The organism is Streptomyces sp. NPDC016459, from assembly GCF_040632845.1.
GTDB lineage: Bacteria > Actinomycetota > Actinomycetes > Streptomycetales > Streptomycetaceae > Streptomyces.
In genome coordinates, this window is sequence record NZ_JBEYCR010000003.1 from 486,605 (window position 1) to 509,945 (window position 23,341).

Annotated in this window: 14 protein-coding genes, 1 tRNA gene and 2 pseudogenes; 5 read left to right on the forward strand and 12 right to left on the reverse strand. The window is 70.3% G+C overall.

Annotation, left to right across the window (positions count from 1 at the left end):
* Nucleotides 1-25 precede the first annotated feature (25 nt).
* From ABZ567_RS12370 to ABZ567_RS12390, 5 genes are all read right to left on the reverse strand, one after another.
* Nucleotides 26-2,062, reverse strand: coding sequence for a glycosyl hydrolase family 28-related protein (locus ABZ567_RS12370; protein ID WP_360787536.1), 2,037 nt, complete (start codon nucleotides 2,060-2,062; stop codon nucleotides 26-28).
* A 47-nt stretch (nucleotides 2,063-2,109) separates the two neighbouring features.
* Entirely contained in the window at nucleotides 2,110-3,714 is a 1,605-nt protein-coding gene (locus ABZ567_RS12375; protein WP_360787539.1) for a glycoside hydrolase family 13 protein, read from the reverse strand.
* A gap of 117 nt (nucleotides 3,715-3,831) precedes the next feature.
* Complete coding sequence (locus ABZ567_RS12380; RefSeq protein ID WP_360787542.1) at nucleotides 3,832-4,707, reverse strand: carbohydrate ABC transporter permease; 876 nt, start codon at nucleotides 4,705-4,707, stop codon at nucleotides 3,832-3,834.
* Between the two features lie 15 nt (nucleotides 4,708-4,722).
* Complete coding sequence (locus ABZ567_RS12385) at nucleotides 4,723-5,682, reverse strand: sugar ABC transporter permease (protein WP_360787544.1); 960 nt, start codon at nucleotides 5,680-5,682, stop codon at nucleotides 4,723-4,725.
* Between the two features lie 120 nt (nucleotides 5,683-5,802).
* Entirely contained in the window at nucleotides 5,803-7,221 is a 1,419-nt protein-coding gene (locus ABZ567_RS12390; protein WP_360787546.1) for an extracellular solute-binding protein, read from the reverse strand.
* A 489-nt stretch (nucleotides 7,222-7,710) separates the two neighbouring features.
* Between ABZ567_RS12390 and ABZ567_RS12395 the strand changes: the two genes are divergently transcribed.
* The gene (locus tag ABZ567_RS12395; protein ID WP_360787548.1) at nucleotides 7,711-8,265 is read left to right on the forward strand and encodes an excalibur calcium-binding protein; all 555 of its coding nucleotides are present in this window, start codon (nucleotides 7,711-7,713) and stop codon (nucleotides 8,263-8,265) included.
* A gap of 61 nt (nucleotides 8,266-8,326) precedes the next feature.
* Nucleotides 8,327-8,401 (forward strand) — tRNA-Trp (locus ABZ567_RS12400).
* A gap of 280 nt (nucleotides 8,402-8,681) precedes the next feature.
* On the opposite strand, the gene ABZ567_RS12405 is transcribed toward ABZ567_RS12400, so the two are convergent.
* From ABZ567_RS12405 to sigK, 6 genes are all read right to left on the reverse strand, one after another.
* Nucleotides 8,682-12,971 (reverse strand): discoidin domain-containing protein, encoded by a 4,290-nt coding sequence (locus tag ABZ567_RS12405; protein WP_360787550.1) that lies wholly within the window; start codon nucleotides 12,969-12,971, stop codon nucleotides 8,682-8,684.
* A gap of 129 nt (nucleotides 12,972-13,100) precedes the next feature.
* Nucleotides 13,101-16,475 (reverse strand): CARDB domain-containing protein, encoded by a 3,375-nt coding sequence (locus ABZ567_RS12410; RefSeq protein ID WP_360787553.1) that lies wholly within the window; start codon nucleotides 16,473-16,475, stop codon nucleotides 13,101-13,103.
* Between the two features lie 273 nt (nucleotides 16,476-16,748).
* Nucleotides 16,749-17,759 carry a LacI family DNA-binding transcriptional regulator gene (locus tag ABZ567_RS12415; RefSeq protein WP_360787556.1) on the reverse strand — a complete coding sequence of 337 codons (1,011 nt, stop codon included), beginning with the start codon at nucleotides 17,757-17,759 and terminating at the stop codon, nucleotides 16,749-16,751.
* Nucleotides 17,760-17,908: 149 nt separating this feature from the next.
* Entirely contained in the window at nucleotides 17,909-18,352 is a 444-nt protein-coding gene (mscL, locus tag ABZ567_RS12420; protein WP_360787559.1) for a large conductance mechanosensitive channel protein MscL, read from the reverse strand.
* A 648-nt stretch (nucleotides 18,353-19,000) separates the two neighbouring features.
* Entirely contained in the window at nucleotides 19,001-19,750 is a 750-nt protein-coding gene (locus ABZ567_RS12425) for an anti-sigma factor (protein ID WP_360787562.1), read from the reverse strand.
* Nucleotides 19,747-20,334 (reverse strand): ECF RNA polymerase sigma factor SigK, encoded by a 588-nt coding sequence (sigK, locus tag ABZ567_RS12430; RefSeq protein ID WP_360787662.1) that lies wholly within the window; start codon nucleotides 20,332-20,334, stop codon nucleotides 19,747-19,749. Before sigK ends, ABZ567_RS12425 begins: the two co-directional genes overlap by 4 nt.
* Nucleotides 20,335-20,701: 367 nt before the next feature.
* Here sigK and ABZ567_RS12435 point away from each other — a divergent pair, with 367 nt between their 5' ends.
* The 3 genes and pseudogenes from ABZ567_RS12435 (at nucleotide 20,702) to ABZ567_RS12445 (ending at nucleotide 23,140) form a co-directional block, all read left to right on the forward strand.
* A complete protein-coding gene (locus ABZ567_RS12435) occupies nucleotides 20,702-20,941 on the forward strand; it encodes a chaplin (protein ID WP_360787565.1) in 240 nt (79 codons plus the stop codon).
* Nucleotides 20,872-21,135 (forward strand): annotated as a pseudogene (locus tag ABZ567_RS12440) (carbohydrate-binding domain-containing protein); the annotation flags it as partial. The gene ABZ567_RS12435 and the pseudogene ABZ567_RS12440, both read left to right, overlap by 70 nt.
* A gap of 387 nt (nucleotides 21,136-21,522) precedes the next feature.
* Nucleotides 21,523-23,140: pseudogene (locus ABZ567_RS12445) on the forward strand (glycoside hydrolase family 13 protein).
* Nucleotides 23,141-23,242: 102 nt separating this feature from the next.
* On the opposite strand, the gene ABZ567_RS12450 reads toward ABZ567_RS12445, so the two are convergent.
* Nucleotides 23,243-23,341 (reverse strand): RICIN domain-containing protein (locus tag ABZ567_RS12450; RefSeq protein ID WP_360787665.1); only part of this gene is annotated, 99 nt, incomplete at its 5' end.

Genomic DNA, 23,341 nt, shown 5'->3' on the forward strand with positions numbered 1-23,341 from the left:
ATCCCTCAGGCGTTCCGGCGGCGCGTCACCAGGTGGCCGGTGCCGGTGGTGCGACGACGGGCGGGCGGTCGTCGCAGGTGACGGTGTTGGGCAGCAGCCAGGGCGCGAGCCAGCCGCCGTCGTTGTCTCCGCGGTCGGTCAGCGCGAACTCCGAGCCGGTGGCCGGGAAGTTGAACGAGCCGCAGTTGTTCACGCCGACGGCCCCGACGTTGCGGGCGTCGACGTTCTCGAAGGTGGCGGAGCCCTTGGTCCGGGCGCTGAGCACCGAGTTGCCGGTGCCGTCGACCCGGATGTCCTTGAAGTGGACGGCCGGTATGCCGTAGCGGTCCTTCACCCCGTACTCGCTGACCAGCATGATCGCGTTGTGCGTGGAGTCGAGGTAGTGGTCGCCCGTGACCCGGACGTCGGCGTCGATCGAGCCGTCGAGGGCGTAGAACCAGAGAGCCCCGAGGCCGATCTTCCAGTTGAGGTCGAGGGTGCCCGCGCGGACCGTGGTGTTGTCGGTGAAGCGGAGCGTGCCGGTGAACGGCTCGGCGCCGAAGCGGGCGCCGGCGTGGAGTCCGCTGCCCTCGCGCACGGGGTCGGCGACGAGGTTGCCGCTGACGGTGTTGTCCTCGCCGCCGTAGATCGCGATGCCGTTCGCCAGGGTCGGGGACTGGACGGTGTTCCGGGAGAAGGTGTTGCGCGCGTCGGCCTTCCTGTCCGACCACATCGCCAACCCGTCGTCCCCGGTGTTGCGGATGAAGTTGTCGTGGACGAGGGAGTCGGTGACGCCGGTGTGGAAGTTGAGGGCGTCGGCGATCTGGTCGGTGATCACGTTGTCCGTGACCTTCACGTTCCGCATGGGGCCGTCGAACCAGAGGCCCACCTTGGTGCGGTGGAGGTACAGGCCGTCGATCGTGGAGTCGCTCATGGCGCCGCCGATCGCGTTGACCTGGTCGGTGTCGATCCGCTCGCGGACGTCACCCTCGATGGCGAAGCCGGAGAGGTGCACGTTCCGGCTGCCGCCCTCGGCCGCGCTCCGGCCGTAGAGGCCGACACCGGTGTGACGGGAGCCGTCGGGTGCGGGCTCGGACAGGGTGACCTGGCGCCCCTTGAGGACGGTGTGCCAGTTGCCCGCGCCGACGACGGTGACGTCGTCGACGAGGATGTGCCGGTCGACCCGGAAGGTGCCCGGCGGCAGGTACACGGGCCGGTCGGTCCGGCGGGCGAGGGCGATGGCGCGCTCGACGGCGGGGGCGGCGTCGCGGCGGCCGGTGGGATCGGCGCCGAAGGCCAGGACGTTCACGCCGCCGCGCTCCACGTGCGGCGGGGCGACCAGTTCGGTGTCCAGCAGGTCGATCACCGTCCAGGCGGCGGGGCTGCCCGCGGGGACGGTCAGCCGGACCCGGTCGCCCGCCTCGAAGGTGCGGCCGAGGTGGAGGCGCTGCTCGTCGTAGAAGCGGGTGGGACGGAAGGGTTTCGTGATCTCCGGCGCGGGGGTCGTGGCGGCCGGGACGCAGGCGCACTCGGTGATCCACCAGTCCGGGTGGAGCAGGTCGGCGCGCGGGTCGTTGGTGAAGGGGTACTGGTTGTAGAGCCAGGAGTACTGGGAGGTCAGGGTCATCGTCCTGCGGTGGCGTCCGTCGACGACGACGTCCAGCGGAGCGGTGATGCCGCCGCCACCGGGCGCGTCGGGGATGCTGTAGCGGACGGTGAGGGCGTTGGCGTCCCGTGGGAGGACGAACTCGACGTACTGCCCGGAGGCCAGCCGCACGGCGGAGCGTCCCGACGCCTCGGACGGAAGCGTGTAGGGAGTCCGGTCCGGTCCGATGACCGTGCCGTCGGTGGTGGCGTTCTCCGCCTCCTGCTCGTCGAAGGCGACGGTGGCACCGCGGCCGGCGACCAGGTCCGGGGAGAGGGCCGCCCTGGTGACCACGGGACCGGCCGCGGCCTCCCGGCCCTCCGTCCCCGCCGCCGCGATGCCGTCGAGGGCCGTGCTCAGGCTCAGTACGAGGGCGGCGGTCGCGAGGACGGCTCTTCGGCCGCCGCGCGCGCCGCGGCCGGATCGGCTCGGATGCATGTCGGGCTCGCTTCTGTCAGAGGGGATGCCGCCGAGGGGCGGCGCGGTCAGGTACGCAGCCAGACGGCGGTGTCCGGGGGGAGCGCGCCGTCGGCCGGCAGCTCGTCGCTGGCCAGCAGGACGCCGGCGTGCGGCGGAAGGGGTACGGGCTCGCCGGAGAGGTTCACGACACAGAGGAGGTCCTCCGCGCGGGCGAAGGCCAGCACCCCGTCGGGGGACGGCAGCCAACCCATGGGACCGTCCCCGAGCCCGGCCTCCGTGCGGCGCAGCTCCAGGGCGGTGCGGTAGAGACTGAGCATGGAGCCGGGGTCGGCGGCCTGCCGGTCGACGGCGTAGCGGGCCCAGTCGGCGGGCTGCGGCAGCCAGGGATCCGTACCGGCGCCGAATCCGTACGACGGGGCGTCGGCCTCCCAGGGGAGCGGGACGCGGCAGCCGTCGCGGCCGGGGTCGACCCCTTCGGAGCGGAAGTGCATCGGGTCCTGGATGCGGTCGCGGGGGATGTCGGCCTCGGGAAGGCCGAGTTCCTCGCCCTGGTAGAGGTAGACGGAGCCGGGCAGGGCGAGGGTGAGGAGGGCGGCGGCACGGGCCCGACGGGTGCCGAGGACCAGGTCGGTCGGGGTGCCGAAGCGCTTCTTGGCGAAGTCGAAGCCGGTGTCGTCGCGGCCGTACCGGGTCACCGTGCGGGTGACGTCGTGGTTGCAGAGGACCCAGGTCGCGGGGGCGCCCACGGGGGCGTGTTCGGCGAGGGTGTCGTCGATGGTCCGGCGGAGCCGGTCCGGCTCCCAGGGGCAGGAGAGGAAGTTGAAGTTGAAGGCGGTGTGCAGTTCGTCCGGGCGGAGGTAGCGGGCGAAGCGCTCGGAGTCGGGCAGCCAGACCTCCCCCACGAAGACACCGCCGTACGCGTCGGCGATCGCGCGCCAGGCACGGTAGACGTCGTGGATCTCGTCCTGGTCGATGTAGGGGTGCGGGTCGACGCCCTCGACGAAGTCGCGGAGGTCGGGGTCCTTGGTGAGCAGGGCAGCGGAGTCGATCCGTACGCCGGCGACCCCTCGTTCGAACCAGAAGCGGAGGATGTCCTCGTGCTCGCGGCGGACATCGGGGTGGGACCAGTTGAGGTCGGGCTGCTCGGGGGTGAAGAGGTGCAGGTACCACTCACCGTCCGCGACGCGGGTCCACGTGTTCCCGGAGAACTGCGACGGCCAGTCGTTGGGCGGGAGTTCGCCGTTCTCACCCCGGCCGGGCCGGAAGTGGAAGCGGGCCCGCTCGGGGCTGCCCGGGCCTGCGGCCAGGGCGGCCCGGAACCAGGCGTGCTGGTCGGAGACGTGGTTCGGGACGATGTCGACGATGACCCGGAGACCCAGGTCGCGGGCCTCGGCGATGAGCTTCTCGGCCTCGGCCAGGGAGCCGAAGGCGGGGTCGATGGTGCGGTAGTCGGCGACGTCGTAGCCGCCGTCGACCAGCGGAGAGAGGTACCAGGGCGTGAACCATATCGCGTCGACACCGAGTTCGGCGAGGTAGGGCAGTCTCGCCCGGACGCCCGCGAGGTCCCCGGTGCCGTCGCCGTCGCCGTCGGCGAAACTGCGTGGGTACACCTGATAGATGGCGGCGCTGCGCCACCAGTCATGGGTGCGGGGGAGGTCAGGGGCTGCCACGTGAGGGTCCTTTCGGGCAGGTCGGGGTTCCTCGTCGCCGGCCCGGTGCGGCGGGGCACGGGAAGGCGGGCCGGCGACGAAGTTCTGGGGTGCGGAGTGGAGCACGAAGGGGCTCGGTCAGCCCTTGAGCCCGCCGGCGGTGAGACCGCTCATGATGTTGCGCTGGAAGATCAGGAAGAGCAGCAGCGTGGGAACGGAGGCGATGGTGAGGGCGGCGATGAGGACGTTCACCGGGACGCCGTTGGAGAGCGAGTAGATGCCGACGTTGAGGGTCTGCTTCGTCGGGTCGGGGAGGGTGAGCATCGGCCAGAGGAAGTCCTTCCACACGCCGACGACCGCGAAGATCGACACGACGCCGAGGATGGGCCGCGAGATCGGCAGCACGATCGACCACAGGACCCGTGTGGAGGAGGCCCCGTCCATGGAGGCGGCGTCGAGGAGCTCCTTGGGGATGGAGTCGAAGAACCGCTTCAGGAGGAAGATGTTGAAGGCGTTGGTGACGGCCGGCAGCCAGATCGCCCACGGCGTGTTCAGCAGGTTGCGCTCGATCACCGGCACGTCGAGCACGGTGAGGTACTGCGGCACGACGAGCACCGTCGCCGGGATCATCAGCGTGGCGAGCATCATGCCGAGGATCGCCTTGCCGAAGAGGGGCCGCAGCTTCGAGAGCGAGTACGCGGCCGCCACGTCCAGGACGAGCTGGAAGGCGAGCGCGCCGAAGGCGTAGTAGAGGGTGTTGAAGAGGAGGGTGGCCAGGTCCATGACCTCCCAGGCCCGCGAGTAGTTCTCGGGCTCGAAGGTGTCCGGGACGAGGGTGGGCGGGGTCTGGATGACCTCCTGGGCGTCCTTGAATCCGCTGGACACGAGCCAGTAGAGGGGGCCGAGGAAGACCAGGGTGAACAGGAGGACGACGGCGGCGAAGACGGTCCAGTAGAGGACCTTGCCGCGGGGCCTGGCGAGGACCGCCGGTGAGATGAGTGTGCGTGTGGACATGGCTGCTCTCCGGTCCTACTCGTCCTCGGCGCGGCTGAGCCTGACGTACACCGCCGAGAATCCGGCGAGCAGTACGAGCAGGAGCAGACCGAGCGCCGCCGCGGCACCGTAGTTGTTGAAGTTGAAGGCGTACTGGTAGATCAGGTAGACGACGGTGGTCGTCGACCCCTCGGGGCCGGCGCCGCCGGTGAGCAGGAACGGCTCCACGAAGACCTGCATCGTGGCGATGACCTGCATGAGCGCCATCAGCGACAGGATGAGTCGGGTCTGCGGGATGGTGACGTGCCAGATCTTGCGCAGCAGTCCCGCGCCGTCGAGCTCGGCGGCCTCGTACAGCTCGCCGGGGATGGACTGGAGGGCGGCGAGGTAGATCAGCGTCGCGCCGCCCATGTTCATCCAGGTGGAGGCGATGACGACGGCGACCATCGAGATGTCGGGGTCCTGGAGCCACTGCTGCTCGGGCAGGCCGATCGAGGTGAACAGCGTGTTGAGGAGGCCGTAGCCGGGGTCGTACAGGTACTTGAAGAGGAGGACCGAGGCGACCGGCGGCAGCATCACCGGCAGGTAGACGAGGAGCCGGAGGTAGCCCTGGCCGTGGTGGAACTCGTTGATGACGATCGCGACGAGGAAGGGCACCGCGAAGCCGAGGACGAGCGCCAGCACGGTGAACAGGGCGGTGTTGCCCCAGGCCTGCCAGAACGCCGGGTCGTTGACGACCGTCGCCAGGTTGTCGAGCCCGACCCAGGTGGTACGGCCGTTCTCGGTCTTCTGGAAGGCGAGGAAGAACTCCCGGACCATCGGATACCAGGAGAAGACCCCGAAGCACAGGACCGCGCCGATGAGGAATCCGTGGGCGGTCAGATTGCGCCGCAGGCTCCGGGCGAACCGGCCGCCGGCGGGCACGGGACCGGCCTCGGTCGGCGGGGACGGGCGGGGGCTGTCCGCCTTGCTCGGGGTCAGGCTGGGGGCCGACATGGTCGCTCCTTGGTACTGGCTGCCGGTTCGGGGGATCGGGACGGGCGGTGGGGGAGGGGCCGGCCGTGAAGGTCCGGTCCGCGGGCGGGGGCGGCCGCGGCCCCTCCCCCGCCCGGCCCGTCACTGGTTGGCGAGGACCTGGTTGACCTGCGCCTCCGCGGCGGCGAGGAGCTTGTCGATGTCCGCGTCCTTGTTGGTCAGGAGCCCCGACATCACGTTGTCCAGGACCTTGTAGACCTCCTGCGCCTTCGGCGGCTCGTTCTTGCCGGCGACGGGGTTGTCCATGAAGGCCTTGAAGTTGGCGACCGGCATGGTGGCGTGCTGCACCCGGGCGGCGTCGTCCGTCGTCTTGGACCCGTTCAGCCAGAAGTTGGGCTGCGGGATGCCCACCGGAAGGCCGTCGGCCTTGGTGCGGGCCCAGTCGAACTGGCCCTTGCCGACGGTGAGGTTCTTGAAGTTGAGCCAGGCGACGGCGGCCTTGATCTTGTCGCCGGAGATGCCCTTCTTGATCATGTAGTTGTTGCCGCCGGCGAGCGTGTTCTTGCCGCCGGGGATCGGTCCCATGCCGAAGTTCTCGTACGCCGCCCCCAACTGCTGGACCATGTACGCGATGTCGTCGGGGGCGGCGAGGAACATGCCGAGCTTGTCGGTGGCGATCTGCTTCTGCAGGTCACCCCACTTGAGCAGCTGGGTCTTGCCCATGGAGTCGTCCTCCCAGCGCATGGCGTGGAGGTTCGCGGCGACCTGCCTGCCGAGGTCGTTGTTGAACGCGGCCTTCTTGCCGCTCGCGTCGACGACCTCGCCGCCGATGCTGTACATCTGCGCGGTGAAGTGCCAGCCGCCGGTGTTGCCCGCGCTGTACTCGCCGAAGCCGGCGACGCCCTTGCCCCGGCCCGCGATCTTCTTGGCGGCGGCGCGGACCTCCTCCCAGGTGCGCGGAGGGGCGTCGGGGTTGAGACCGGCGTCCTTGAAGAGCTTGCGGTTGATCAGCAGGCCCATGGTGTAGTTGCTGGTCGGCAGCCCGTAGAGCTTTCCGTCCTGCTTGAGGGAGTTGAGGACGTTCGGGTCGATGTCCTTCAGCGCCGGCACGCTCTTGTCGTGGACGTACGCGGTGATGTCCGCGGCTCCGTCCTCGGACAGCACCTGCGGCAGGTCGGTGAAGTACGTGTAGAACACGTCCGGCTGCGACTTGGCCTTCAGCATCGCGGTGAAGCGCGGGGGCTCCAGGCACTGGCCGGGGGTGGAGCGGCCCTCGATCGTGACGTTCGGGTACGTCTTGTTGAACTCGGCGACGTCCTCCTTCCACTCCTTCAGCTCGGCCGCCTTCGCCGTGGGTGGCATGCAGTCGATCGTGAGCGTGACCTTGGTCTTCGGGTCCAGCGGGGCAGACGGGTCGGAGGACCCGCTCTGCGGGGCTCCGTCGCTGCCGTCGTCGCTGCTGCTGCTCGTGCCGCAGGCGGCGAGCGCGGTCAGCGAGAGTGCGGAGACGAGGGTGACTGCGGCGACACGACGGCTGCGGCGGAACCGGGCACTTCTCATGCGTGGACCCCTTCGGGCAAGAACGTGGAGGTGGCCCCATCGCCGGTGCGTTGTGGGGCGCGGCACACTCAATCACCACGAACAAGTGAACGCAAGATCTCGCGCTGATTTCGTAATTGCCTGACAGTCATGCGTAACGCAACCGTGATCACGTCACAGTGAATCGACAGTCCGGCCGGGTGGGGAACACGGCCGCCGCCCGACAGGGATCAGGGCGCGGCGCCCACGTTTCGCATGCCGCGTACCCGCCTCCGCCCTGGGATCGCAAGGCGGGCGGAAGAGCAGGTGGGCGAGTCCGTCACCGCGGTCCGCGTACGGCTCGCACCCGTCGGAGTCGAGGCGCGCGACGGAACGTCAGGGGCGGGACCCGGACGGGCGGGCGGGTGGGCCACCCGGCGTGATGCCCGTTCGGCCTAGCGTCACGCGGCCCCGGGCGTGGGCCGCTCTTAGCGTGGGGTGACGCCTACAAGGTACTGAGGAGGTCTTCCCATGAGCAGTCGCAGCGTGGTCGTCGGCATAGCCCTGGCGATCGCCTCCGTCGCACCGTTCTCCGGTCTCGCCCACGCCCAGGATCTCGACTGCCGCCACTTCCGGTATCAGGAAGACGCCCAGGAGGAGTTCGACCGGGACACGCGCGACCCGAACAGGCTCGACAAGGACCAGGGCCCCGATGACGGCATCGCCTGCGAGGCACTGCCCAGACGCAGCAGCATGGGCGCAGTGCCGCCGCTGCTCCCGAGTGCCACGACCGTGCCGCCGGTGAGCCCGAGCGCTCCCACCGTGCCGCCGCTGCTCCCGAGTGCCGCGACCGTGCCGCCGGTGAGCCCGCGCTCCACCGCCGTCCAGCCGGTGAATCCCAGCGCCACCCCCCTGCAGCCCACGGCCCCCGTCGTTCCGAGCCGTGGCACCCGAGCGGGGATCGGCGGAGCGTCCGGCCCGTCCGGCCTCAGCGTGGGCATCGGTCTCGCCCTGGCCGTCGGGGCCACCGTGGCGGGCGGATACCTCACCGCACGGCGCCTGCGCCGCGGGTCCAAGCAGCCGTGACCGTGAGGCCCTCGCGACAACGGCCCTGAACGGCGCGGCCCGGGTACGATCACCGCCGGGCGGAGCCGTAGCGCAGAGGTCGACGCGCGCGGTCTCCACAATCGCGAGGACGCCGGTTCGACTCCGGCCGGCTTCGCCCGACCTTCCAGGAGGCGGGGCCTCCGGGTCCGGACAGCGGTCGGCCGCCCGCGCTCGGGGCTGCGGGCGGCCGGGTCTTTCGCGCGGCGGGATCCCACCGCGCCAGTCCCGCTCTCACTCCCGTGGATGCGCGCTCCCGACCGTACGTCGTTACGGGTCGGAGGGCCGGGGGTGGATCAGTGGCGGGAGGGCGTGGCGGTGGTCCGCCGGCGCCGGCCTCCTGGGAGGCCCGCGCCGGCGGTGGGCGGCCTTCGGGAGGTCGCCGGGGAAGGGGTTGGCTACGGGTTGATGTTGATCTTGAAGGTGGAGGTGGTGTTGCGGATGTCGACGGCGTTGCCGTTCATCCGCAGCCCGTTGAAGGTGACCTCGCCGACGGCGGGGCCCTGCCCGGACTCGGGCATCTCGTTGGCCCAGAGGCCGAAGCCGGACTTGGCGTCCCAGGCGTCGCCGCTCTTGCGGGCCCCGGTGACGGAGATGTCGGTGAGCACGGTGTCCTTGATCGGGAACTGCGGCTGACCGCCGACGTAGTTGGTCTGGAACATGATGCCGCTGTAGGTGGGGTCGACGATGTCGACGTTGTTCACGCGAATGCCCTGGAACACCTTGGAGGCGGAGAACAGCCAGATGCCGGGGAAGGTCTGGTTCCCCCAGAAGTGGCCGCCGGCCCGGACGATCGAGATGTTCTCCAGCGTCGTCGGTTCGGTTCCGAAGCCGTTCATGGCGTAGCCGAAGTCCAGCGAGGAGATGGTGACGCCGGAGTAGACGAGCGTGTCGGCGATGTGGATGTTGCGGAAGGTGTTGCTGTAGCCGCCGTACACGGCCACGCCCGCCGCCCGCCACGTCAGGGTCGACGTGAGGTTCTCGTACACGTTGTTCTTCATGTCGGCGCCGCCGGCGTCGATCGCCGAGAACAGCGCGAAGCTGTCGTCACCGGTCGCCCTGGCGTCGTTGTTGACCACGTGGTTGTCCGTGGAGCCGTTGGTCATGTTGATGCCGTCGGCGAACATGTTCCGGATCCGGGAGTTCTTGATCGTGATCCGGTCGGTGTTTGCGCCCCAGTAGAGGCACACCATGTGCTCGGTCCAGATGTTGTCGATCTGCATGTCGGTCACGTTGGCGAAGTCGAAGACCTTGCCGGGACCGTCGATGCGCGAGGTGTAGTTGCCGAAGTAGGCGAAGTCACGGAAGGTCGAGCCCTTCGCCGCGGCTTCGGCCCGGAAGCCGACGTCGGTGTTGTTCTGGGAGGCGGGCGCGTGGAACTTCGTGTACCAGGGGCCCGCGCCGACGACCTTCACCGGCTTGCCGTAGACCTGGAACTTGTTCGACGTCTGGTAGTCGCCGGGCGGCAGGTAGACGCCGACGAGCTTGCCCGTGGAGTCCATCCGCACCCTGTCGAGCGCGTTCTGGACGTCCTGCTGGCCGAAGCCGGTGGGGACGGCGTACGCGGCCGGGTCGGGGTTGGCGACCGGGGCGACCTGCTCCAGGTTGACGAAGTCGATCGCGTAGTTTGCGGCGCTGTTGGCGGCGTCCTTCTGGAGGCGGATCCTGCTGCCCGCCGGGACCGTCTGCCCCAGCACGAGGTGGGCCTCGTCGTAGATGTGGCGGGGGCCGCCGGCCGAGGGCGCGTTCTCCGGCATGGTCTCGGCGCCGTAGAGCCACGCGTACTTCGAGGTCAGCGGGAGGGCCTTCGTGAAGACCCCGTTGACGTAGAGGTTGATCGTCGAGTCGATGCCGCCGCCGCCCGGGGCGTCCGGTATCGAGAAGCGGGTGACCAGGGTGTTGGTGGACGCCCGGGTGGTGAACTCGACGTACTCGCCGGTCGCGTCCAGGTTCACCGCCTTCCGGCCCGAGGCCTCGCCCGCGATGTCACCGACGGTCCGGTTGGGACCGACCACGGTCGCGCCGCCGCCGGCCGTACCGTCCTCCGCCTCGTACATGTCGTACGGCATGCTGGCGCCCCGGCCCACGAAGAGCGGCTGGGTGGAGGTGTTGTTCTCCCGCTTGACCGGCAGCTCGTTGGCGTCGGCGGCGAGGACGGTCCTCACGGTGTACGAGCCGTTGGCCGCGGTCCAGGGGCCGAGGTTCACCTCCGCCGTGGCTCCGGCGGCGATGGTCCCGGTGTGCGCCCCCGTGAAGGTCCTGACCGTCGCGCCCGTGGAGTCGACCAGGCTGAGGGTGACGTCGTGGCCGCCCGCGGCGGACGCCTGGGTGCCCTGGTTCCGCACGGCCACCTTGAAGGTGACCGTGTCACCGGCGGCCGGGCTCGACGGCGACGTGGTCACCGAGGCGGCGACCAGGTCGGAGCTCGACACCGGCTTGACGACGAGCGCGCTCGGGCTGGTGTAGGTGTTGTTGGTCTCGTTCTGCTCGACGACCGCGTTCGCCTCGTCCGCGACGGCGCTGAGCTGGTACGACCCGGCGTCCCGCGCCCCCAGGGAGGCGGTGACCGTGGTCTGCGCTCCCGCTGCGAGGGCGCCGACCTGGGCGGTGGCGACCTTGGTGCCGCCCAGGCGCAGCGCGACGGAGCTGGCCGGCGCGGCGGCGGGACCGCTGTTGCGGACCGTGGCCGACACGGTGATGACGTCCGACTCGACCGGTGCGGCCGGCGTGGTGGTCAGGCCGGTCACCTCCAGGTCCGGGTTGGGCGCGGGGACGCCGACGACCTGGAACTCGGCGAGCTGGCCCGCCGCTGATCCGGAGTTGGCCGTGAACTTGAGCTGGACGTCGGCGACGCGTGCGGTGACCGGGACGGTCACGGTGTTTCCGCCGGCCGGGTCGAAGGTGTAGCTCTTCGGGGCGACCAGGCTGGTGAGGCCCGACGCGTTCTGCTCGCGGCCGAGGACCTCGACGGTCTGGTTGCGCGCGCCCCAGGCGGTGTCGGGGTTCAGCTTCAGGACCAGCCGGTCGAGGTCGGCGTTGGCACCGAGCTTGACGGTGAGGGTGTTCGGGTAGCTGCCGCCCGCGCCCTCCCAGTAGGTGGCGGTGTTGTTGTCGTTGGCGTTCTCCGCCGTGAAGCTGTGGACCGTGGAGGAAGCGCTGATGGGCTTGCCGACGGCCATGTTGGAACCGGTGGAGCCGCTGCCGTTACGGGTGACGGTGTTGCTGTTGGCGGACTGGTTTCCGGCGGCGTCCTTGGCCCTGACGTGGTAGGTCACGGTCTGGTTGGCGGGGCGGTTGTCCGTGTACGTGGTGATGTTGCCGGCGACGCTGGTGAGGAGGGTGTTGTTGGCGTAGATGTCGTAGCCGGTGACGGCGGTGTTGTCGGTGGAGGCGTTCCAGACCAGCTTCACCTGGCCGGTCGCGGGCTCGGTGTACGCCAGGTTCGCCGGGGCCGTCGGCGCCTGCGTGTCACCCGAATCGGCCTGCCGGGTGACGGTGTTGCTGTTGGCGGACTGGTTTCCGGCGGCGTCCTTGGCCCTGACGTGGTAGGTCACGGTCTGGTTGGCGGGGCGGTTGTCCGTGTACGTGGTGATGTTGCCGGCGACGCTGGTGAGGAGGGTGTTGTTGGCGTAGATGTCGTAGCCGGTGACGGCGGTGTTGTCGGTGGAGGCGTTCCAGACCAGCTTCACCTGGCCGGTCGCGGGCTCGGTGTACGTCAGGTTCGCCGGGGCCGTCGGCGCCTGCGTGTCACCGGTGCCCGGGCCGTAGACCTCCAGCTCGGAGAGCTGGGCGGCCGCCTGCACGGTGTTCGCCGTGACGAGGACCCGGACGTACCGCGCGGTGGTCGCGCCGAACGGGATCGTCACGGTGTTCTGGGCGGACGGCGTGAACTCGTACGCCTTCGACGTGGTGAGGTCGGTGAAGTCCGTACCGTTGCCGCTGCTCTGGACCTTCAGGGTCTGGCTGCGCGCGCCCCAGCCGTCGGGCAGGCGCAGCACGACGCGGTCGACGCGGACGGAGGAGCCGAGGTCGGCCCGTAGCCACTGGGGCAGCTCGTTGTTGCGGCTCTCCCAGTAGGTGGCCTTGTTGCCGTCGTTGGCGTTGCCCGGCGCGTATACGTCGGTGTGGCTGCTCGCGGTGAGGGTCCTGCCGGCCGCCAGGTTCGCCGAGGAGCCGTCGGCGCCGTGCACCTCGAGTTCGGAGAGCTGGGCGGCCGGCCAGCCGGTGTTGGCGGTGATGTCGACGCGTACGAAGCGCGCCTGGGCGGCCGGGAAGCTCACCGTGACGGTGTTGCCGGCGCCGGGGCTGAAGGCGTACGCGGCCGAGCTCTTCAGGGTGGCGAAGCTGGTGCCGTCGGCGCTGCCCTGGACGGCGAGCGTCTGCTGGCGGCTCTCCCAGCCCGCCGGCAGTTTCAGGACGACCTCGTCGATGCGGGTGCTCGTACCGAGGTCGGCCTGCACCCACTGGGGGAGGTTCGAGCCGGAGCTCTGCCAGTACGTGCCCTGGTTGCCGTCGGTGATGTTCGCGGCACCGTACTCGGGCAGGGCGCTGCTGGCCGCCGCGGGATCTCCCACGGCGATGTTGGGGCCCCCGGCGGCCTGGGCGGTCATGAAGGGACCGCCAAGGGCCAGCAGGCTCGTCGCGATCACGGCGCTCATGCTCCGTGATCTCCAGTTCTGGATTCTCATGTGTCCTCGATCTCGGCGGGACGCGGTGGGGGAGGGGGCGCGGTGCGGGCGGGTCGCGGTGTGGACGGGGTCCGGCCACCGCCGTGGCCGGACCCCGCGGTCACGACGCCTCGGGCGCCGGTGACGGTGTCACGGGTTGTTGATGACGAACTGCGAGCCGGGCTCGACCAGGATGTTGCCCTCGGCCGAGTTGGTGATCGTCACGTTCGACAGGGTGGCGCTGCCGCGGGCGCCGCTCATCGCGAGGATGCCGGAGCCGTTGTTGGACTTGTCGATCCGGACGTTCGTGATCCTGACGTTCGGCACCTCGCCGCCGCCGGTCTTGAACTGGATGCCGTCGTACGTCGAGTCGACGATGTCCGTGTCCCGGATGGTGACGCCCGGGATGGGCTGGCCCTGGGCGAAGAGGGTGATGGCGCCGAACTCCTGGTCCTCGTTCCAGAACGCGCCGCCCGTGCGGTACAGGGCGTTGTTGGCGATGAGGGTCTGTCCGGAGAAGGGCAGCGGGTCGTGGTCGGTCGCCAGCATGATGCCGGGGTAGTTCATGGTGTCGGCGATGATGTTGTTCTCGATGGTGTTGCCGAAGCCGCCGTAGACCGCGATGCCGTTGGCACGCCACGGCAGTTGGATCGTGTTGTTGCGGAAGTGGTTGTTGGAGCCGATGTCCACCGAGATGTCCTTGACGTACTTGCTCGCCCAGACGGCCAGCGCGTCGTCACCGTTGTTGCGGAAGGACGAGTTGTAGACGGTGGAGTTCCGGGTGCCGTTGGCGAAGTTGATGCCGTCGGCGTAGGTGTTGCGGACCCGCATGCCGCTGAACTCGACGCCGTCGCCCGGTCCCCACAGTTCGGGGATGTTCGTGTAGTCACGGCCGGCCCAGACGCCGACGTTGGCGTGCTCGATCCACACGTTGCTGATCTTGGTGCCCTTGCCGAAGCGCCCGTTGAGACCGACACCGCCCTCTTCCTGGGCGTTGTTGCCCCGGATGGTGCCGGAGCCGAAGATGGCGATGTCCGAGATCTGGGTGTTGTGGTCGATGTCGAAGCCGAAGTTGCCCTCGTGCGGGTGGTTGATCCCGCCCGCCTGGTGCGGCGGGGTGAGGGTGTACAGCTGCGAGTGCCACATGCCGGCGCCTCGGATCGTCACGTCACGGATGCCGACCGTGTTGTAGATCCCCCGGTTCAGCGGGTCGTCGGTCAGGATCTTCTGCTCCTGGCGCCACTGGCCGGCCGGGATCCACACGCAGGGAATCTCGCCCTTCTGGTCGGCCGTCACCGCACGCTGGATGGCGTCGGTGTCGTCGAGACCGTCGTTGGGCACCGCACCGTACTGGGTGATCGAGACGCAGCCGGCCGGCTGGGCCGCCGGGGGCGCGACCTGCTCCAGGTCGATCAGGTCGATGATGTAGAAGGAGGCCGTGTCACCGGCGTCCCGCTGCAGGCGGAACCTGGTGCCCGCCGGGTAGCTCTGGGACAGCAGCGCGTGGGACTCGTCGAACAGCCGGCGCGCGTCGGCACCCGGCGCGTTCGTCAGGCCTTCGGGATCGTCCGTCGTCCCGTACAGCCAGCTGTGCTTCGACGACAGGGTCAGCTTGCGGACGAAGACGTCGTTCGCGTAGAGGCTGATCGTGGCCTGGGCGCCGCCGCCGGACGGGGCGTCCGGGATGGAGTTGCGTACGACGATGGAGTTGGACGCGTTGGTGGAGGTGAACTCCACGAACTGACCGGTCGAGTTGAGACGGACCGACTTGCGCCCCGAGGACTCGGTGGCGAAATTGGTGTGACCGAAGGTGCGCTTGGCGTCGGCGGTGAGCAGGGTGCCCTGGTAGCGGGCGTCCTCCGCCTCGTACTCCGTGTACGGCACGGCCGCGCCCCGGCCCACCACGAGCGAACGGCTGAAGACGTTGTTGTTCTCGTTCGTCTCGGCCACGGTCGCGGTGGCGTCGGCCGTCGCGGTGAGGTTGACCCCTCCGCTCGCGGCGGTCCAGGTGCCGGAGATCGGTACGTTGACCGTCTGGCCGGCGGCGACGGCGGGGGTGGCGCCGTTGAGGGTGGTGGAGCCCGCGGTCAGACGCGTGACGGTCCCCGCCGCGACCCCGGTGGTGCCCCGGTTCTGGACCGTGGCCGTGAAGGAGACCTGCGCACCGACGGCCGGAGCGGCCGGGTTCGGTGTGATCGCGGTGACCGTGAGGTCCGGGCCGGGGGCCTGGCCCACGACCAGCTTGGAGGAACCGGTCCGGCTGTTGTTGCTGTCGTCCTGCTCCACGACGGTGTTCGCCGGGTCGACGACGGCGGACACGGTGTAACTGCCCATCGCCTTCCTGCCGACGGGGATCTTGACGGTCGTGGAGGCGCCGGCGGCGAGCGCGCCGACCTGTGCGGTGCCCGCCACGGCGCCTTCGAGGCTGACGCTGACGGACGTGGCCGGGGAGGCGGCGGTGCCCGCGTTCCGGACGGTCGCGCTGACCTCGACGGGGTCCGTCTCCGAGGGGGAGGAGGGGGTCCACGTGAGGTCGGTGACGGTGAGGTCGGGGTTGGGGGCGGCGGCGCCCACGACCTCGAACTCGGCGACCTGAGCGCCCGGAGCGCCGTTGTTGGAGAAGAACTTCAGCTGGAGGTCCGCGTACCGGCCGGTGACCGGGATGGTGACGGTGTTGCCCCCGGAGGACGGGCTGAACGCGTAGTCGGCGCGGGCCTTGAGGGAGGTGAAGCCGGACGCGGACTGCTCGCGGCCGAGCACCTCGACGGCCTGGGTCCGCGGACCCCACGCCTGGTCGGGGTTGAGCTTGATCCGGACCGCTTCGATGTCGGCGTTGGCACCGAGCTTCGCCGTCAGGGTCGCGGGGAGACCGGCCGACTCCCAATAGGTGGCGGTGCTCCCGTCGTTGGCGTTGGCCGCCGTATACGACTGGGTGAACGAGGAGGCCTCGATCGGCTTGTTCCGCGCCAGGTTGGTGCCGGTCGGCGGCGGGTCGACCGGACCGCCGCCGTCCTCCTCGCCGAAGACCTCCAGCTCGGACAACTGGGCGGCGTTCCAGCCGGTGTTGGCCGCCACCTGCACCCGGATGAAGCGGGCCGTGGTCGCCGTGACGGGGATGCTGACGGTGTTGGCGCTCGCCGGATCGAAGGTGCGCGGACCCGACCCGGAGAGCGCGGCGAACGACGATCCGTCCGTGCTGCCGAGGACGCTCAGCGTCTGGACGCGGGAGCCCCAGGAGGCGGGCAGCTTCAGTGCGACCCGGTCGACCTCGGTGCGTGCCCCCAGGTCGACCTGCACCCACTGCGGGAACGCCCCGGTGGGGCCCTCCCAGTAGGACGCCTGGCTTCCGTCCGTCACGTTGCCCGCGACGTAGCCGCCGTTCGTACCGCCCGCGCTGGCCGGCTTGCCCAGGGCCAGGTTCGGGCCCTCCGCGGCATGGGCGGGAGCGGGGAGCATCCCCACGCCTATCAGACCCGCCATCACGGAGCCGACGATCACTCGTCGCCCCTGGTCTCTCAATCGCATGACGTCCTCTTCCTTCCACGGACATGGTGGAACATTTGACTGTCAGCAAGTCTTTTTGAGTTATTCAGTCAATCTTTTGCGATGACCGGGTGACAGGTTTCCGCCAGGTCACCACTTTGTCAACGGGATGGGCACGACTGCTTCGTCGGCGGGGCGCGCGCACCTGGTCAACGCCTCGGCCGCCCCCTCCGCCACGGCGTCCGGGCGCACGGACAAGGGGCCGGACCGTGAGGTCCGGCCCCTGGGGGGAGGTGCGGAGAGGGGAAGGCGGGTTCAGGCGACGGACGGCGGCGCGGTCGAGCCCCGCACCACGAGCTCAGGCTCGAAGAGCAGCTCGCCGGGGTGCGTCCGCGTCCCCTGGATCTGGGCGTGGAGAAGATCGACGGCAGCCCGCCCCATCGCCTCGATCGGCTGCCGCACCGTCGACAACGGCGGATCGGTGCAGTTCATGAAGGCCGAGTCGTCGAAACCGAGCACGGACACATCGGCGGGGACGACGAGTCCACGCCGGCGAGCGGCCCTGACGGCGCCCAGGGCCAGCGGGTCACTCGCGCAGATGACCCCGGTCACCCCGAGGTCCCACAGTCGCGCCGCTGCAGCCTGCCCGCCTTCGAGCGAGAACATCGAGCGCTCCACGAACTCCGCCGGCAACGCCGCCCCCGCCGCGTGCGCGGCCGCCGTCGCGGCGGTCAGCTTGCGGCGCGACGGGATGTGGTCCTCGGGGCCGAGGACCAGACCGATGCGTTCGTGCCCCAGTGAGGAGAGATGGCGCCACGCCTGCTCGACCGCGGCGATGTCGTCACAGGAGACGCAGGGGAAATCGAGCCCCTCGATGGGCGCGTTGACGAGGACGACGGGGATGTTGCGCTCCGCAAGCCGCCGGTAGTGCCCGTGCGGCGCGTCGGCCTGGGCGAAGAGACCGCCGGCGAAGATGACACCGGAGACCTGCTGCTGCAGGAGGAGGTCCACGTAGTCGGCTTCCGAGACGCCGCCCCTGGTCTGCGTGCAGAGCACCGGGGTGAGCCCCTGCTGTGCCAGCGACCCGCCGATGGCCTCGGCGAAGGCCGGGAAGATGGGGTTCTGCAGCTCCGGCAGCACCAGACCCACCAGCCTGGCCCGCTCTCCCCGCAGCTGCGTGGGACGCTCATAACCGAGGACGTCCAGCGCGGTGAGCACCGACTGACGGGTGGTCTCCGAGACCCCCGGCTTACCGTTGAGAACCCGGCTGACCGTGGCCTCGCTGACTCCCACCTTCTTCGCCACCAAGGCAAGTCTTCGCGTCACCTGCGCAACCCTAGCGCAAAGGCAGTCAGGAAGTTGCGAAGTTCTTGCTTTCATCGGCTTTGACCTGGAGGAACGCAGGACAGGCTGCGGGACGGGGCCTCGGGGTCTGGATTCCCTTGTCTCGATACCCGCCTCGCGGAGGTCGCCGGTTACCCGGCGCGCTGGGTCGTCTCCCCGGCCTGCGCGGGTACGGCGGGCAGGGGGACGGTGCAGGAGGCGCATCGGCGGGCCTGAGCGGGGACCGGGCTGAGGCATTCGGGACAGTCCCGCTTGGGGGCCTGGACGTCGTGGTGCGGGGCGAGGCGCTCGTGCAGCTTGTTGATCGGCAGGACGACCAGGAAGTACAGGGCGCCGGCGAGGAGGAGGAAACTGATCGCCGCGTTGATGAAGGTGCCGTAGGGGAACTGGGTGGCGCCCACGGTGAAGGTCTTACGGCTCATGTCTCCGGTGACGCCGGTGGCCAGTCCGACCAGCGGCGTCAGGAAGGCGCCGACGAAGCCGTTCACCACGGCGGTGAACGCGGCTCCGATGACGATACCGACGGCCAGATCGACCACGTTGCCGCGCAGGATGAAGCTGCGGAAGCCCTTCACCTTCTGACTCCTTGATGTCTTCGATGTCGAGGGGCGGAGACCGACCGTGCTGTCAGCCGCCGGTGAGACGCCCACGGCGGGAGTGCTTGGCGCCGCCGCCTCGGACGGGCGGCGGCTGAGCTGTGGAGCCAGGGCCGGGCAGGGTGCTCGCGGGACGCGCGTGTTGTCCGTGCATGAACGTCGTGTGCCCCGAGCAGCGGGTGATACCCGCCCCGGATGGCGGGTCACCGACGGGAACGACCGAACCGAGCCCTTCGTCTGGACGAAGACCGCGGACGAGATCCTCGACGGAGCCGCCGCGTACTGCCGGCGAATGCCCCGACCCGGATCACCGGGCCGCATCCGGCACCGGCGGGTCGTCGCCGTCCGGCGGGCTCGCCGTGGTCGCCTGACCGCCGGGCTCGGGCGGCGTACCGGGGTCGCTCGGCCCGGTCGCGCCGGCCTGTGCACGGTGGGTTCGGCGTGTTCCGCACGCGGGCGGCAGCCGCGGGGCCGGGACCGGAAGACCTCGTACGGGCAGGCCAAGACGTGGGCGGCGGTCGGGGCGGCCACCCCGGCACCGACCACCGCCACTGTCCGGGTGTTGCCCCACAGTGCTCCCGCCGCGCGACACAGGGGCGGCGAGAGGGGAAGCACCTCGGGTGGGGGTCAGGCGGGCAGGGTCATCAGGAGCAACGGGGTGGTGGTGGGTTGTGAGGACCCTTCGGAGGGTTCGAGGGTGAGGCCGACCGCGGTGGCGTCGGAGGGATTGCCGTCGACGAGGACGGTGCCGTCCGTGCGGATGAGGCCGGCCGGGCGCATGGTGCCTTCGTGGTCGAGCCACAGCTGGTACGTCGTGCCCGGTGCCGGGGTGGGCAGGCCGGTCGCGGTGAAGACGGCCTTGTTCTGCCGTTCCGAGGCGACGACGCTGGTGAGGGCGCCGTTGGTGGCCCTCCCGTGCACGGCGCGTGCGTCCGGAGCGGACAGTACGGTGCTGACCGCGTCGAGTTGCCGCTGGACCTGGCGGGCCTGCTGCTGGGAGTCCGCCGTCTCCTGGTACTGCCAGGCGGCGAGGCCCGCGAACGACGCGCCGGCGGCCAGGCTGGCGGCAAGCGCGAGGGGGACGACCTTGCGCCGCAGTCTTCCGGCGAGGCTCGTCGTCACGGCGACGGGTACGCGGGGCGGCAGTTGGCGTACCGCCTCAATGGCGGACATCGTCCGCTGTTTCATGGAGGCCGGCGGGACCTGGGCCGCTGCGACGGCCAGCCGTGCGGCGGTCGCCTCGAACCCCGCTACTTCCTGTCGACACTCGTCACAGTGCTGGAGGTGGTCGCCGAACGCCTCCCGTTCGGACCCGTCAAGGGCGCTGAGCGCGTAGACGGCTGCGAAGGTGTGGATGTCGGAATGGTGCTGTTTCACGTGGTCACCCCCATGCAGTCGCGGAGCCGGATCAGCCCGTCGCGCATGCGTGTCTTGATCGTGGGAAGCGGTGTGCGCAGGGATTCCGCGACCTCACGGTAGGTCAGCCCGCCGTAGTAGGCCAGGGTCACCGTCTGTCGCTGCAGTTCGGTCAGGCCGCGCATGCAGCGGCGGACCTGTTCGCTTTCCAGACGGGTCTCCACCTGCTCGGCGACCTCGTCGTACGCGGTGGAGTGGTCGCGAGCGGCCTGGGCCTGCTCACGGTCGGCCGAGGCCTGGGCGGAGCGGACCCGGTCCACGGCCCGCCGGTGGGCGATCGTCGCGGCCCAGGTGGTGACGCTGCCGGCTTCGGGGCGGTAGCGGGCCGCCTGGCGCCACAGGTCGATCATGACCTCCTGGGTGACCTCCTCGGACTGGGCCCGGTCGCGGACGACCTTGATCGTGATCCCGAACACCAACGGCGCGAGAGCGTCGTAGAGGGTCGAGAAGGCCTGCTTGTCACCGCGGGCGACCTCCTGCATGACCTCGGTGAGGTCGGTGCGGCCGGTCGGGCCCGGGGCGCCGAAGGGGAGCGGCTGGTTCACCGGCCGCACCCCGGCGGGGGCGACCAGACGAAGCGGCCGGGGGAGGCCGGCCGGGGGCTGCGTGTCCATCGCATGCGCGTCCTTGGTCGGTAGGGGGCCGACCGGCACACCGGCAGTCGGGCCACAGAACACAGGGTGTGGTCTCTGAACATTCTTCGTAGCGGATGCGCGTGCGGATGGGTGGGCGTTTAGTCACCCGGGCGGCCGTCTGTTCGCTCGTGAGAGTGAACAGGGTGGTCCTGACCCAACCGGCGGTCACGGGGCACCGAAGGGGGTCATGAGGGCCGGGCGGTGTTCGCCGGTTTCCTCACCGGCGGTGCGGATCCCCATGCCGTCGGTATGAGCCCTTTCCTTGGGAGGCAGTGCGATGGTTCGTATCCGCAGAAGCTTGGCGGTAGCGGCGGCGGCAGGTGCCGTGGTGGTCGGTGGAGCTTCGCTGGCCGCGGCCGACGCGGGGGCGCAGGGCGTCGCCGCCCATTCGCCCGGTGTCGGCTCCGGCAACCTGATCCAGGTCCCGGTCCACGTCCCGGTCAACGCGTGCGGGAACACGGTCAGCGTCATCGGTCTGCTGAATCCGACGTTCGGCAACACCTGCGTCAACGCCTGAACCTGATCGGACGGACAGCCCACGCCGGCGCCGGCAGCGTCACCATCCGCTACGCCAACGGCACCGGCTCGGCCAAGACGCTGACCCTGACCGCGGGCGGGGCCGCCACGCAGGTCAGCCTGCCGGCCACCAGCGGCTGGGCGAGCTGGAGCACGGTGGACGTACCGGTCGCCTTCGCCCAGGGCGCCGGCGCCCTCACGCTCGCCTTCACCGGCAACGACAGCGGCAACGTCAACATCGACCACCTCAAGGTGGCCACCCCCACCAGCCCCGGCGACCCGGGTACTCCGGACCCGAGCGGCGTGGGAGCCACCCTCCCGTTCACCACCTACGAGGCCGAAGCCGGTACGGCCAGGGGCTCGACCGTCGGCCCGGACCGCACCTACCTCACCCTCGCCTCGGAAGCCTCCGGCCGCAGGGCCGTCAGGCTGTCCCAGACCGGCGACTACGTCGAGGTCAGGCTCACCAGGGCCGCCAACGCCATCAACCTGCGCTACTCCCTGCCCGACAGCGGCGACGGAAGGGGCATCGACGCCACCCTCAGCGCCTACGCCGACGGCAGGGCCCTGCCCGACCTCCAGCTGACCTCCCGTTACGCCTGGGTCTACGGCGCGTACCCGTACACGAACAAGGTCTACCCGCGCAGTTTCGCCGACGGCAACGGCGACGGCATCGGCGACCTGGCGGGCGTGCGCTCGAGACTGGACCACCTCACGCACCTGGGCATCGAGGCCATCTGGTTCTCCCCCTGGTACCTGACCCCGATGGCGGACGCCGGCTACGACGTCACCGACTTCCGCCGGATCGACCCCCGCTTCGGCACCCTCGCCGAAGCCGAGAAGCTCATCGGTGAAGCCCACGAGCGCGGCCTCCGCATCATCATCGACGTCGTCCCCAACCACGTCTCCAACGAACACGCCTGGTTCACCGCCGCCCTGCAGGCCGCACCCGGCTCACCGGAACGCGACCTGTTCTGGTTCCGTGACGGCCGCGGCGAGAACGGCGAACTACCGCCCAACGCATGGCAGTCCATCTTCGGCGGTTCCGCCTGGACGCGCGTGCCCGACGGCCAGTGGTACCTGCACCTGTTCGCGCCCGAACAGCCCGACCTCAACTGGCGCAACCCCCTCGTACGCGCCGAGTACGAGGACATCGTGCGGTTCTGGTTCGACCGCGGGGTCGACGGCATCCGCGTCGACTCCGCCGCCATGTGCAGCAAGGACCCGGACCTCCCCGACTACGACCACTCCGTCTTCCCCAGCCCCCACCCCTATGCCGACCTCGACGAGAACCACGACATCTACCGGGGCTGGCGCGCCGTCGCCGACTCCTACGCCGAACCCCGCGCCCTGATCGGAGAGGTCTGGCTCGCCGATCCGGCCCGCTTCGCCCAGTACCTGCGCGCCGACGAACTCCACTCCGCCTTCAACTTCGACTTCCTCGGCTGCGGCTGGGACGCCACCGCCCTGCGCACCTGCATCGACCAGACGCTCGCCGCGCACTCCGGTGTCGGCGCCCCCAGCACCTGGGTGCTGTCCAACCACGACGTCACCCGGCACGTCACCCGCTACGGCCGCCCCGACACCAGCACCGCGGCCGGCATCCGCCAGTACAACCCGGTCGTCGACGAGGACCTCGGCCGGCGGCGCGCCCGCGCCGCCGCCCTGCTCACCATGGCCCTGCCCGGCGCCGTCTACATCTACCAGGGGGAGGAGCTCGGCCTGCCGGAGGTCGAGGACATCCCCGCCGACCGTCGCGACGACCCCCATCTACCACCGCACGGGCGGGGAGGACCCGGGCCGCGACGGCTGTCGTGTCCCGCTGCCCTGGAGCGAGGAATCGGAATCGTACGGATTCAGTTCCGCCGGTGCCGTACGCCCCTGGCTGCCGCAGCCCGCCACCTGGGCGCAGCTGACCGTGGCCGCCCAGGACACGGACCCCCGGTCCATGCTCAACCTCTACCGCGACACCCTTGCTCTTCGCGCGGCCGAGCCCACCCTGGGGGACGGGCCCATGCAGTGGCTCGACTCCCCGCAGAACGTCCTCGCCTTCACCCGCGGAGACGGTTTCACCTGCGTCGTCAACCTCTCCGACGCCCCGGTCCGGCTTCCGGACCACCGTCGGGTCCTCGTCTCCTCCCAGCCGCTGAGCCAGGGACTGCTTGCGTCCGACAGCGGCGTCTGGCTCCGCACCGGCTGACCCGCGCACCGGCCGTCGGTGTGCCCTCCGCGCACACAGGTGCTCCGGTGGTCGGTGACGACCACCGGAGCACGGCCCGCTATGTCACCTCCCGGCCACCCGTCAGGGCAGGGTCCATTTCTGGTTGGGGCCGGTGTGGCAGGTCCACAGGTGGACGGCGGTCCCGTCGTTCCAGGTGCCGCCCGAGGCGTCCAGGCACTT

Bases quoted from the DNA above. Each gene is read 5' to 3' on its own strand.
- ABZ567_RS12370 (WP_360787536.1), bottom strand. From the start codon at position 2,062: ATGCATCCGAGCCGATCCGGCCGCGGCGCGCGCGGCGGCCGAAGAGCC.
- ABZ567_RS12380 (WP_360787542.1), bottom strand. From the start codon at position 4,707: ATGTCCACACGCACACTCATCTCACCGGCGGTCCTCGCCAGGCCCCGC.
- ABZ567_RS12385 (WP_360787544.1), bottom strand. From the start codon at position 5,682: ATGTCGGCCCCCAGCCTGACCCCGAGCAAGGCGGACAGCCCCCGCCCG.
- ABZ567_RS12390 (WP_360787546.1), bottom strand. From the start codon at position 7,221: ATGAGAAGTGCCCGGTTCCGCCGCAGCCGTCGTGTCGCCGCAGTCACC.
- ABZ567_RS12395 (WP_360787548.1), top strand. From the start codon at position 7,711: ATGAGCAGTCGCAGCGTGGTCGTCGGCATAGCCCTGGCGATCGCCTCC.
- ABZ567_RS12405 (WP_360787550.1), bottom strand. From the start codon at position 12,971: ATGAGAATCCAGAACTGGAGATCACGGAGCATGAGCGCCGTGATCGCG.
- ABZ567_RS12410 (WP_360787553.1), bottom strand. From the start codon at position 16,475: ATGCGATTGAGAGACCAGGGGCGACGAGTGATCGTCGGCTCCGTGATG.
- ABZ567_RS12435 (WP_360787565.1), top strand. From the start codon at position 20,702: ATGGTTCGTATCCGCAGAAGCTTGGCGGTAGCGGCGGCGGCAGGTGCC.